The sequence below is a fragment of the Streptomyces sp. NBC_01176 genome, assembly GCF_045039825.1.
GTDB lineage: Bacteria > Actinomycetota > Actinomycetes > Streptomycetales > Streptomycetaceae > Streptomyces.
This window is the reverse complement of sequence record NZ_CP108600.1, coordinates 3,877,001-3,889,352: the sequence shown is the minus strand read 5'-3', so window position 1 is coordinate 3,889,352 and position 12,352 is coordinate 3,877,001. Positions and strand designations below refer to the sequence as shown.

Sequence of the window (12,352 nt, the reverse complement as noted above, 5' to 3'; positions counted from 1 at the left end):
GTGGCCCAAGGCGGCAACGTTCATGCGCCTGCGAGTGTTGCGCGTCACACGAGCCCCTGTGAAGGCGTATGCACGGATTCCTGGATCGAACCTTTCGGAGCGCGCCCCCGCACGCTCCGCACGCGCCGGGCTCGCCGGGGTGCCGGTCCACTGCCTTGATCCAGCGGTTCGGCTCCGCCCCGAATCCGCAGACCATGCCGCGCCCCCGTCCCCGGACCATCTCCGGCCCGGCCCATCCGGCACCTCCGGCTCCCGCCCGTCCGGTACCTCCGGCTCCCGCCCGTCCCGAATTCTCGAACCCCGGCCGCCCGGATCCTCGGACCCTGGCCGCCCCGGATCCTCGGACCCCGCCCGCACGATTTAGCCCGTCCGGCGCTTGAGGACGAGCCCTTCGGGCGAGGGCCCCCGCCCCACCTGGTTCTTCGGGCTTCGCCTCGCCTGGTACCCCGGGCCTCGGCCTTCCCGGTTCTCTGGTCCCCGCCCCGCTCGTGTCCCCGGGCCCGCCCGCACCATTTAGCCCGTCCGGCGCTTGAGGACGAGCCCTTCGGGCGAGGGGCCCCGCCCCACCCGGTTCTTCGGGCTTCGCCTCGCCTGGTACCCCCGGGCCTCGCCCTTCTCGGTTCCCTGGGCCCCGCCCCACCCCGTGTCCCGGGCCCGCCCGCACGATTTAGCCCGTCCGGCGCTTGAGGACGAGCCCTTCGGGCGAGGGGCCCCGGCCCACCCGGTTCTTCGGGCTTCGCCTCGCCTGGTACCCCCGGGCCTCGCCCTTCTCGGTTCCCTGGGCCCCGCCCCACCCCGTGTCCCCGGTCCCGCCCGCATGATCCAGCCCGTCCGGCGCTTGAGGACGAGCCCTTCGGGTGAGGGGGCGCGAGGGCACCGCTCCGTGAGGAGGGGGTACGCCCGGGAGGCACAGGGGCCGCGAACCCGCCGGAAGGCACCCGCTCATTGCGCCGCACGGGTGGTCTTCCGCGCGCCCCCGCCGTGTCGGCGCCCTCACGCACTCCCCCCTGCCGTTCAGTGGGCGCATACATCTGATCAACCGCATATCCGACCAAAAATGATCAGATCCGGCCTGTTCCCCCCACCGGAGGTTGCAGTGATGTCCCACGACGGCGTCGGACTGCGCGCGGTGATGCGCTCGGTCGCGTTCCTGACCGCGGGCGCACTCGCGGTGCCCGTCCTGACCGCGTGCAGCGCGGACGACGAGGAGAGGACCAGCCCCGTCGCCGCGCAGGACATCGCGCCCGCGGGCCGCAACCTGGTCACGGACGGCGGCACCCTGCGATGGGCCGTCGACGCCGTCCCGGCGACCCTCAACACCTTCCAGGCCGACGCCGACGCCACGACCTCGCGGGTCGCCGGCGCCGTACTGCCCTCCCTGTACCGGCTCGACCGCAACGGCCGTCCACAGCTCAACCCCGACTACCTGGAATCGGCCAAGGTCGTCGACGAGGAACCGAAGCAGGTCGTCCTCTACAAGCTCAACCAGCAGGCGGTCTGGAGCGACGGCCGTGAGATCGGCGCCGACGACTTCGCGGCCCAGTGGCGCGCCCTGTCCGGCAAGGACAGCGCGTACTGGACCGCCCGCAACGCCGGGTACGACCGCATCGAGAAGATCGAGCGCGGCAAGAACAACCTGGAGGTGCGTGTCACCTTCAGCCGCCCGTACGCCGACTGGAAGTCGCTGTTCTCGCCGCTGTACCCGAAGGACGTCATGGGCGCCGCGGCCACCTTCAACGACGGAGCCCGCCGCAAGCTGAACGTCACCGCCGGCCCCTTCGCCCTGCAGAGCATCGACAGCAAGGCCGGCGAGATCCACCTCACCCGCAATCCCCGCTGGTGGGGCCGCCCCGCCAAGCTCTCGGAGATCGCGCTGGTCGCCGTCCCGCGCGACCAGCGCGCCACCGCCCTCGCCGCGAACAAGATCGACATGGCCGACGTCGATCCCGAGGAGGCCGGGCGGATCACGCTCGCCGCCGGCGCCAAGGGCAGCACCCCGCTGCAGGGTCCGAGCACCCCGGGCAGCACGCTCAGCCCCGCCAAGGCTCTGAACTCCTGGGCCGTCGCACACGGCTCCGACAAGGACGCCGCCCGCGACGAGGCCGGAGCCCGCGAGAAGGCGCGCGAGGCCGCCGCGCAGTACACCTCCGAGCAGAACAGCCTGAGTGGCTTCGTCGTCCGCAAGTCCCTCGAACCCGCGTACACCCAGCTCGCCCTGAACGGCTCCGAGGGCCCCCTCGCCGACGAACGCGTCCGCCGTGCCGTGGCCCGAGCCCTCAACCGCGACGAACTCGCGCAGGCCGTGCTCAAGCCGCTGGGCCTGCCCGCCGTACCGGTCGGCAGCCACCTCGCGCTCGCCGGCCAGCAGGCCTACGCCGACAACAGCGACGCGCTCGGCGGCCAGGACACCAAGGAGGCGCAGGCGCTGCTCGTGGACGCCGGCTGGGTGCCCGGGGGCCCGGTGAAGGAGGAGAAGAAGGAAAAGGAGAAGGGCAAGGCGGCCGGGTCCGAGGGCAAGAAGGCGGCCCCCGGCGCCGAGCCGGACTCCGAGGACGGGAACTACATCGTCGGCGACGACAACAAGCCGGCCGGGACCGACCGGGCGAAGGCGGACCCGGCTGATCAGCCCGAGCAACCCGAGCAGCCGGAGCAGCCCGAGCAGCGCGAGGAGCACGCGACGAAGCGCTCGGGCGAAAAGGCGGCCACGCGGTTCGACGGCAAGCGGTACGCCCACCAGGACACCCGTCAGGGCGGGGCGCCCGGCGCCTACGCGCCCAAGGGCACGGCGGCCCCGGCGGGGGCGGCGTCCGGTGTGCTCGCCAAGGACGGCAAGCCCCTGACGCTCCGCTTCGTGCTGCCCTCCGGCCCCGGCTCGGAGACGCTGAGCACCGTGGCCGACCGCATCTCGCGGATGCTGGAGCGCATCGGCATCCGTACGGAGACGACCAAGGTCGCGGGCGACAGCTACTTCAAGGACCACATCGCCTCCGGTCAGTACGACCTGGCGCTGTACTCCTGGCCCGCCTCCGCCTTCCCGGCCACCGACGCCCGCCCGATCTTCGCGAAGCCGGTCCCGGCCGCCGACGGCTCCCTCTCCGTCGAGCAGAACTACACCCGGGTCGGCACCGACCAGGTGGACCAGCTGTTCGACCAGGCCATCGGCACGCTGGACGAGGACGAGGAGCGGGCCCTGGTCCGCAAGGCGGACGCCCGGATCTGGGCCGCCGCAGGATCGATTCCTCTCTACCAGCGTCCCCAGCTCACTGCCGTCCGCCCGAACCTCGCCAACGCCGGCTCCTTCGGATTCCAGACCCCTCTGTACGAGGACATGGGCTTCCTGAAGAAGGGCGCGAAGCCGTCGGCGACTCCCAGCTCCCCCTGAGGGGGGCACGGGGCGCCGACGTCGAGCGGCTGGCCGCGCACCCGCGTATCCGCGGGTCCGCGCAGGGCCCCGCCGACCGCGCCCGCAAGCCGCCCCCGCCGGGCCCAAACCCCCGGCGGGGGCGGCCTCCGTCAGGGCCACGTACCATGGGGTAAGGCCGTGGCGTGTTCAGCCCGGCAGGCCCCGCGCTGCGGAGGCCGTCCACTCACTCCGGGAGAAGCGCCTCAATATGGCCACGCGCCACGACATCCGCAACGTCGCCATCGTCGCCCACGTCGACCATGGCAAGACCACCCTGGTCGATGCCATGCTCAAGCAGGCCGGTGCCTTCGCCGCGCACGCCGCCGAGTCGCTTGACGACCGCATGATGGACTCGAACGACCTGGAACGTGAGAAGGGCATCACGATCCTGGCCAAGAACACGGCCGTGAAGTACCACCCCAAGGACGGGGGCGAGGTCATCACGATCAACATCATCGACACCCCCGGTCACGCCGACTTCGGCGGCGAGGTCGAGCGTGGTCTGTCGATGGTGGACGCGGTCGTCCTCCTCGTCGACGCCTCCGAGGGTCCGCTGCCGCAGACCCGCTTCGTGCTGCGCAAGGCGCTGCAGGCCCGCCTGCCCGTCATCCTGTGCATCAACAAGACGGACCGCCCGGACTCGCGCATCGACGAGGTCGTGAACGAGGCGTACGACCTCTTCCTCGACCTGGACGCCGACGAGGACCAGATCGAGTTCCCGATCGTCTACGCGTGTGCGCGGGACGGCGTCGCCTCCCTGACCAAGCCCGAGGACGGCACGGTTCCGCAGGACAGCGACAGCCTGGAGCCGTTCTTCTCCACGATCCTGTCGCACGTCCCGGCCCCCGAGTACGACGAGGACGCCCCGCTCCAGGCGCACGTCACCAACCTGGACGCCGACAACTTCCTCGGCCGTATCGCGCTCCTCCGCGTCGAGCAGGGCGAGCTGCGCAAGGGCCAGACCGTCACGTGGATCAAGCGCGACGGCACGATGTCCAACGTGCGCATCACCGAGCTGCTGATGACCGAGGCGCTCACCCGCAAGCCCGCCGAGAAGGCGGGCCCCGGTGACATCTGCGCCGTCGCCGGTATCCCGGACATCATGATCGGCGAGACCCTCGCCGACACCGAGAACCCGATCGCGCTGCCGCTCATCACGGTCGACGAGCCGGCGATCTCGATGACCATCGGTACCAACACCTCGCCGCTGGTCGGCCGTGGCGGCACCGGCAAGGGCGCCGAGAACAAGGCCGCGGTCAAGGACCGCAAGGTCACCGCCCGTCAGGTCAAGGACCGCCTGGACCGCGAGCTGGTCGGTAACGTCTCGCTGCGGGTGCTCGACACCGAGCGCCCGGACGCGTGGGAGGTCCAGGGCCGTGGTGAGCTCGCGCTCGCCATCCTGGTCGAGCAGATGCGCCGCGAGGGCTTCGAGCTGACCATCGGCAAGCCGCAGGTGGTCACCCAGGAGATCGACGGCAAGGTCCACGAGCCCGTCGAGCGCATGACGGTCGACGTGCCCGAGGAGCACATGGGCGCGGTCACGCAGCTCATGGGTGTCCGCAAGGGCCGGATGGACAACATGTCGAACCACGGCTCGGGCTGGGTCCGCATGGAGTTCGTCGTCCCCTCCCGCGGCCTCATCGGCTTCCGTACGGAGTTCCTGACCGGCACGCGCGGCACGGGTATCGCCCACTCCATCCACGAGGGCCACGAGCCCTGGTTCGGCGTGCTGGCCACCCGTAACAACGGTTCGCTGGTCGCCGACCGCGCCGGCGCCGTCACCGCGTTCGCGATGACGAACCTGCAGGAGCGCGGCGTGCTGTTCACCGACCCCGGCACCGAGGTGTACGAGGGCATGATCGTCGGCGAGAACTCGCGCGCGGACGACATGGACGTGAACATCACCAAGGAGAAGAAGCTCACGAACATGCGGTCGTCCTCGGCCGACTCGTTCGAGGCGATCGTCCCGCCGCGCAAGCTCTCCCTGGAGCAGTCCCTGGAGTTCTGCCGCGACGACGAGTGCGTCGAGGTGACCCCGGAGGCCGTTCGTATCCGCAAGGTCAACCTGGACGGCCGCGAGCGCGCCCGCGCCGCGAGCCGCGCCAAGAACGGCTGATTCGCCGTGTGGTGACGGCCGGCCCGCGGTCCGCCAGGACCGCGTCCACCGGCCCACCGAGCCAGGGTGCCCCCTCACGGGGGCACCCTGGCTTTTTGCTGGGCCTGGTCCGGGAGGTGGCTGGGAGGGGGCGAACGGGGCGCGAGGGGACCCGACCGCCGCCCTTACCGCGATGCGCTCGGAAACGGTAGGGAAAACCCTCGAAGCGCAGGGGGAGACCCCATCGGTTGGCCGATTCCCACTACTCTGCTGACCGGGCAGGTCATTGCTTCGGCCGGGATGGCGTGACGTCGTCCGCGCGTCGTGTCGCGGTGTGGCGCGTGTGCGCGCTTGATCGTCGAACGGCCTTGGCGCGGGCACTCGTTGGGTCGCGCAAGGGGCCGCTGCCCCGGCAGGTTCCGCGGTGCGAGAGCACGCCAAGGGCACCCCCGCATGGCGACAACGATAGTCGCAACTGAATTTCTTGCCCCTTGCGTCCGGAATACGGACAGCCGCAACCGATAGATGTGTAACAAGTCCGTTTCGCAGGGATCTTTCGTGAAACCCTTTGTCCGGATTTTGGAAGATGTGAGCGTCAGGTGTGATCGAACCGAGACCTTGTGAGTGTGGTTCGGGCACTGACCCATGGCAGATAGTTAGGCGCGTAGAGCTCGGATCAACGGGTCATGCGCTGCTGGTGGCGCCGACTCACGAGCGCGGGGGCACTTGACCGTTTCAGGCGCCGGTGACGGTGATGTGTCATGTGCCCTTCCTAGTGGTGAACCAATGGACTCATGAGGAGGAGCCCCATGCGTGGTGCCAAGAGCGCCAAGTGGGTTGCGATAGCCGCAGTTGTGGCGCTGGGTGCGACGGCCTGTGGCGGTGGCGGGGGCGACAGCAGCTCGGGCAGCGGCAAGGGCAACGGCGTCGTGTCGGTGGAGATCGGCGAACCGCAGAACTCGCTGGTTCCCTCCAACACGTACGAGACCGAGGGCGGCCAGGTCATCAATGCCCTCTTCACGGGTCTGACCAAGCTTGACGCCAGCAACAAGGTCGTCAACGCCATGGCGCAGTCGATCGAGACCAAGGACAACAAGGTCTGGACGATCAAGCTGAAGTCGGGCTACACGTTCCACAACGGCGAGAAGGTCACCGCCCAGTCCTTCGTCGACGCGTGGAACTACGGCGCGAACCAGACCAACGCGCAGCAGACCAACCCGCTGTTCAGCCACATCGCCGGCTACAGCGACCTGAACCCGGGCGAGGGCAAGAAGCCGACGACCGACAAGCTGTCGGGTCTGAAGGCCGTCGACGACAGCACGCTCCAGGTCACTCTGAGCGGCGCGTTCTCGGCGTTCCCGTCGCAGCTGTCCTTCACGGCGTTCGTTCCGCTGCCCAAGGCGTTCTTCAAGGACCCGAAGGGCTTCGGCGAGGCCCCGATCGGCAACGGCCCCTTCGAGATGAAGGGCAAGTTCAAGCACAACGAGGAAATCGACACCACGAAGTACGACAAGTACCCGGACGCCTCGAAGATCGAGGTCAAGGGTGTCAACTTCAAGATCTACTCGAACCCGGACACCGCCTACAAGGACCTCGTCGCCGGCAACCTCGACAGCCTGCTGACGATCCCGACCTCGGGCCTGCCGACGTACAAGAAGGACCTGCCGAACCGCACGATCGACGAGGCCGACTCGGCCGTCGGTTACATCGGCTTCCCGATCAAGTACAACAAGGCGTTCCAGAACGCCGACCTGCGCAAGGCCATCTCCATGGCCATCGACCGGCAGACGATCGCCGACAAGGTCTTCCTCGGGGCCCGTACGCCCGCGGACGACTACATCAGCCCGATCATCGACGGTTACCGCAAGGGCGCCTGCGGTGACGCCTGCACCCTGAACGTGGCCAAGGCCAAGGAGCTCTACAAGCAGAGCGGTGGCCTGCCGGGCAACAAGCTGGAGCTCGGCTACAACGCCGACGGCGGCCACAAGGAGTGGATCGAGGCGGTCGCCAACCAGCTCCAGCAGAACCTGGGTCTGAAGGTGACGGCGAAGCCGTTCGAGCAGTTCCAGACCATCCTCAACGACCTGGACGCCAAGAAGTACCAGGGCGCCTTCCGTATGGCGTGGAGCATGGACTACCCGGACGCCGAGGACTACCTCCGCCCGGTCTTCTCCAAGGAAGCCATCGCCAACGGCTCGAACTACTCGGGCTACGTCAACGAGGACTTCGAGAAGCTGCTCGTCAAGGGCGACCAGGCTCCGACGCACGAGGAAGCGGTCAAGAACTACCAGCAGGCCGACGACGTCCTTCTGAAGGATCTGCCGTACATCCCGGTGTACTTCTACACCCTGAACGCGGGCTTCAGCGACAAGATCAAGTCGATGAAGGTCGCCGGCCACCAGATCCTGTGGGACACGGTCAAGCTCAGCTGAGCCGTATCTGAGCAGGTCCGACACACGGACAGGGGGTGAGCAGGGGAGGAGCTCAAAGCCTTCCCCTGCTCACCCCTTCTGCCGTCTTCCGTCCGACAGTGCCGCCGCCCCGGCCACCGGGCGGGTTGAGCACCCCCCTCTGGAGTACCCATGGGCCGATACGTCGTGCGCCGCCTCCTGCAGGTGATCCCTGTGGTGATAGGCGTCACGTTCATCATCTTCTGCTTGGTCTTCGCGTTGCCCGGCGACCCGATCCAGGCACTGGCCGGCGACAAGCGCGCCGACCCCAACATCGCGGCGATCCTCCGCGCGCACTACCACCTGAACGAACCGCTGTACCAGCAGTACTGGCACTACATCAGCGGCGTCTTCACCGGTGACCTCGGTGAGACGTACAACGGACGTGCCATCTCCGACATCGTGTCCGAGCGGTTCCCGGTCACCCTGAAGCTGGGTCTGACCGCCTTCGCCATCGAGGCCGTCATCGGCGTCGTCGCGGGCATCCTCTCCGCGCTGAAGCGGGGCAAGTTCCTCGACAACGTGGTGCTGGTCGCGACCCTCGTACTGATCTCGATCCCGGTCTTCGTGTTCGGTAGCGTGCTCCAGCTCGAGTTCGGCATGAACCTCAAGCTCACCCCGGTCGCCGGCATCGAGAAGGGCTGGCCGCAGAGCTACATCCTTCCGGCCGTCGTGCTCGCCGCGACCTCCATGGCGTACATCGCGCGCCTGGTGCGGTCGAGCATGACGGAGTCGATCCGCGCCGACTACGTCCGTACGGCGATCGCCAAGGGTCTGCCCCGGCGCCGCGTCATCGGCGTGCACGCCCTGCGCAACTCCATGATTCCGGTCGTCACCTTCCTGGGCTTCGACCTCGGCGCCCTCATGGGCGGCGCCATCATCACCGAGCGCGTGTTCAACATGCCCGGTCTCGGTGGCCAGCTGGCTCAGTCCTTGTATCTGCGCGAGCGACCCGTCGTGGTCGGCCTGGTGACCCTGCTGGTGCTGATCTACCTGGTCGCCAACCTCGTCGTAGACCTGATGTACGCCGTGCTCGACCCGAGGATCCGTTATGAGTGAGAAGACGATAGAGAGGCCCACCACCGACGAGGCCGCCCTCGCCAAGGAGACCGAGGCCGAGGAGAAGGCGGCGGCCCGTCAGGCGAGCCTCCTCAAGGACGGCTGGTCGGACCTGCGCAAGCGGCCGATGTTCATCGTGACCGCCTTCGTCATCGTGTGCCTGCTCGCGCTGGCGATCGCGCCCAGCCTGTTCACGGCGCGCTCCCCGTTCTCGGACGGCTTCTGCCAGCTGCAGAACTCCATGAGCGGGCCGTCGTCCGCGCACCTGTTCGGCTTCGACGTGCAGGGCTGCGACATCTACACGCGGACCGTGTACGGCACGCGCAACTCGATCGTCGTCGGTGTGGTGACCACCATCGCCACCACCCTGATCGGCGGCCTGGTGGGCATGCTGGCCGGCCTGATCGGCGGCTGGGCGGACGCGGTGCTGTCCCGGATCACCGAGGTGTTCGCGGGCCTGCCGCTGCTCATCGGTGGTCTGCTGATCATGTCGGTCTGGGGTGGCGGTGACGTCTGGTCGGTGTCGCTCATCATGGCGATCCTCGGCTGGCCGCAGGTCTTCCGGATCATGCGCGGCGAGGTCATCGCGAACAAGTACAACGACTACGTGATGGCCGCCCGTGCGCTGGGCGCGGGTTCGTGGCGGATCGCCTTCCGGCACATCCTGCCGAACACGCTCGCCCCCGTCATCGTCATCACCACGATGAACCTCGGTGTCTACATCGGCGCCGAAGCCGCCCTGTCCTACCTGGGCATCGGCATCCAGTACCCGAACATCTCCTGGGGCGTGATGATCAGTGACGCCCAGGACCGGTTCCTGACCTCGCCGCACGCCCTGCTGTTCCCGGCCGGTGCCCTGAGCCTTACCGTGCTGGCGTTCATCATGCTCGGCGACGTGGTTCGCGACGCCTTCGATCCCAAGATGCGCTGAGGGAGGCGTACGTGACCGACATCGACACCAAGGACGCCATCCCGGCTCCGCGATCCGGCGACGGCGGCAAGACCGCCCCGCTGCTCGAAGTGCGTGACCTGCACGTCGAGTTCCAGACCCGTGAGGGTGTGGTCCGAGCCGTCAACGGCGTCAACTACTCGGTGAACTCCGGGGAGACGCTCGCCGTGCTCGGCGAGTCCGGCTCCGGCAAGTCCGTGACCGCGCAGGCGATCATGGGCATCCTGGACATGCCGCCGGCCCGCATCCCCAAGGGGGAGATCCGCTTCCACGGCCAGGACATGCTCACCATGTCCAACGAGGAGCGGCGCAAGCTGCGCGGCGCGCGGATCGCGATGATCTTCCAGGACGCGCTGTCCTCCCTCAACCCGGTGCTCAGCGTGGGCTACCAGCTCGGTGAGATGTTCCGCGTCCACCAGGGGCTTTCGCGCAAGGACGCCAAGGCCAAGGCCGTCGAGCTGATGGACCGGGTGAAGATCCCGGGCGCCGCCGCCCGGGTGAACGACTACCCCCACCAGTTCTCCGGCGGTATGCGCCAGCGCATCATGATCGCCATGGCGCTGGCCCTGGAGCCGGACCTGATCATCGCCGACGAGCCGACCACGGCCCTCGACGTGACGGTCCAGGCCCAGGTGATGGACCTGCTCGCGGAGCTCCAGCGCGAGTACCAGATGGGTCTGATCCTCATCACCCACGACCTCGGTGTCGTCGCGGACGTCGCCGACAAGATCGCGGTGATGTACGCGGGGCGGATCGTCGAGACGGCGCCGGTGCACGAGCTCTACAAGCGCCCGGCCCACCCCTACACCAGCGGCCTGCTCGACTCGATCCCGCGCCTGGACCAGAAGGGCCAGGAGCTCTACGCGATCAAGGGCCTGCCGCCCAACCTGCTGAAGGTGCCGAGCGGCTGCGCCTTCAACCCGCGCTGCGAGATGGCACAGGACATCTGCCGCACCGAGCGTCCCGCGCTGGTCCAGGTGACCGAGCGGGACGGAACGGAACTGCCGGGCCGCGCCAGCGCGTGCCACTTCTGGAAGGAGACGATCCATGGCTGACCCGACCAAGTCCGCCGAGCCGACGGACGCGACGCCGAACGTCTCCGAGGTGGAGATCGCCGACGCGCACTCCGTGGAGGAGGAGATCGCTGCCCTGGACGCGCCGGTCGACCGCGGTGAACCGATCCTGCAGGTGCGCAACCTCGTCAAGCACTTCCCGCTGACGCAGGGCATCGTCATCAAGCGGCAGATCGGCGCGGTGAAGGCCGTCGACGGTGTCTCCTTCGACCTGTACCAGGGCGAGACCCTGGGCATCGTGGGCGAGTCCGGCTGTGGCAAGTCGACGGTGGCCAAGCTCCTGATGAGCCTGGAGCAGGCGACGGCCGGCGAGGTCTTCTACAAGGGCCAGGACATCACCAAACTGTCCGGGCGTGCCCTGAAGGCGGTCCGCCGGAACATCCAGATGATCTTCCAGGACCCGTACACCTCGCTCAACCCGCGTATGACGGTGGGCGACATCATCGGGGAGCCCTTCGACATCCACCCCGAGGTGGCCCCGAAGGGTGACCGGCGCCGCAAGGTGATGGACCTCCTGGACGTCGTCGGTCTCAACCCCGAGTACATCAACCGTTACCCGCACCAGTTCTCGGGCGGCCAGCGCCAGCGCATCGGCATCGCCCGTGGTCTCGCGCTCAACCCCGAGATCATCATCTGCGACGAGCCGGTGTCGGCCCTCGACGTGTCGGTGCAGGCACAGGTCATCAACCTGATGGCGCGACTGCAGGACGAGTTCAACCTCTCCTACATCTTCATCGCGCACGACCTGTCGATCGTCCGGCACATCTCGGACCGGGTCGGCGTGATGTACCTCGGCAAGATGGCGGAGATCGGCTCCGACGAGCAGATCTACGAGCACCCGACGCACCCCTACACCCAGGCGCTGCTGTCGGCCGTGCCCGTGCCGGACCCGGACGCCCGTGAGCAGCGCGAGCGGATCATCCTGACCGGCGACGTGCCCTCCCCGGCCAACCCGCCGTCCGGCTGCAGCTTCCGCACCCGTTGCTGGAAGGCGCAGGACAAGTGCGCCGAGCAGGTGCCGCTCCTCGCGGTGCCCGAGGTCTTCCAGGGCGTGGACACCCCGGCGGCACACGAGTCCGCGTGCCACTTCGCCGAGGAGAAGGACATCGTGCACGCCGCCTGAGCCGCGCGCCGTCCGATCCCGCCGGTTCCCGGCACCGCCAGTCCGGTGCCGGGAACCGGCTTTTTCGCTGTCATGGCGGACCTTTTCCCTGTCATGGCGGACCGTGCCGGGAAGAAGGGGCGTGATCCGCCGATCGGGCCGGCCACCGCGCCGCGCCCTCCTCCGAGTGTGTTGTCCCACGTACGGGTGGGCTGAATGTG

7 protein-coding genes are annotated in these 12,352 nt (G+C 68.5%); all 7 read left to right on the top strand.

Annotated features, from left to right (window positions below):
- The first annotated feature begins 1,099 nt into the window (after positions 1-1,099).
- The 7 genes from OG199_RS16545 (at position 1,100) to OG199_RS16515 (ending at position 12,152) form a co-directional block, all read left to right on the top strand.
- Complete coding sequence (locus tag OG199_RS16545) at positions 1,100-3,382, top strand: ABC transporter family substrate-binding protein (RefSeq protein ID WP_405830068.1); 2,283 nt, start codon at positions 1,100-1,102, stop codon at positions 3,380-3,382.
- Between the two features lie 229 nt (positions 3,383-3,611).
- The gene (gene typA, locus OG199_RS16540) at positions 3,612-5,519 is read left to right on the top strand and encodes a translational GTPase TypA (protein WP_266701167.1); all 1,908 of its coding nucleotides are present in this window, start codon (positions 3,612-3,614) and stop codon (positions 5,517-5,519) included.
- Positions 5,520-6,307: 788 nt separating this feature from the next.
- Positions 6,308-7,930, top strand: coding sequence for an ABC transporter substrate-binding protein (locus tag OG199_RS16535; protein ID WP_356802223.1), 1,623 nt, complete (start codon positions 6,308-6,310; stop codon positions 7,928-7,930).
- Between the two features lie 150 nt (positions 7,931-8,080).
- Entirely contained in the window at positions 8,081-9,007 is a 927-nt protein-coding gene (locus OG199_RS16530) for an ABC transporter permease (RefSeq protein WP_266701169.1), read from the top strand.
- Positions 9,000-9,938, top strand: coding sequence for an ABC transporter permease (locus tag OG199_RS16525; RefSeq protein ID WP_356802221.1), 939 nt, complete (start codon positions 9,000-9,002; stop codon positions 9,936-9,938). The genes OG199_RS16530 and OG199_RS16525 overlap by 8 nt, the downstream gene beginning before the upstream one ends.
- Before the next feature lie 11 nt (positions 9,939-9,949).
- On the top strand, positions 9,950-11,011 hold the full coding sequence (locus OG199_RS16520; RefSeq protein ID WP_401799409.1) for an ABC transporter ATP-binding protein: 1,062 nt from the start codon (positions 9,950-9,952) through the stop codon (positions 11,009-11,011).
- Positions 11,004-12,152, top strand: coding sequence for a dipeptide ABC transporter ATP-binding protein (locus OG199_RS16515; RefSeq protein ID WP_356802220.1), 1,149 nt, complete (start codon positions 11,004-11,006; stop codon positions 12,150-12,152). Before OG199_RS16520 ends, OG199_RS16515 begins: the two co-directional genes overlap by 8 nt.
- Positions 12,153-12,352 lie beyond the last annotated feature (200 nt).

Bases quoted from the DNA above. Each gene is read 5' to 3' on its own strand.
- typA (WP_266701167.1), top strand. From the start codon at position 3,612: ATGGCCACGCGCCACGACATCCGCAACGTCGCCATCGTCGCCCACGTC.
- OG199_RS16530 (WP_266701169.1), top strand. From the start codon at position 8,081: ATGGGCCGATACGTCGTGCGCCGCCTCCTGCAGGTGATCCCTGTGGTG.
- OG199_RS16535 (WP_356802223.1), top strand. From the start codon at position 6,308: ATGCGTGGTGCCAAGAGCGCCAAGTGGGTTGCGATAGCCGCAGTTGTG.
- OG199_RS16525 (WP_356802221.1), top strand. From the start codon at position 9,000: ATGAGTGAGAAGACGATAGAGAGGCCCACCACCGACGAGGCCGCCCTC.
- OG199_RS16545 (WP_405830068.1), top strand. From the start codon at position 1,100: ATGTCCCACGACGGCGTCGGACTGCGCGCGGTGATGCGCTCGGTCGCG.
- OG199_RS16515 (WP_356802220.1), top strand. From the start codon at position 11,004: ATGGCTGACCCGACCAAGTCCGCCGAGCCGACGGACGCGACGCCGAAC.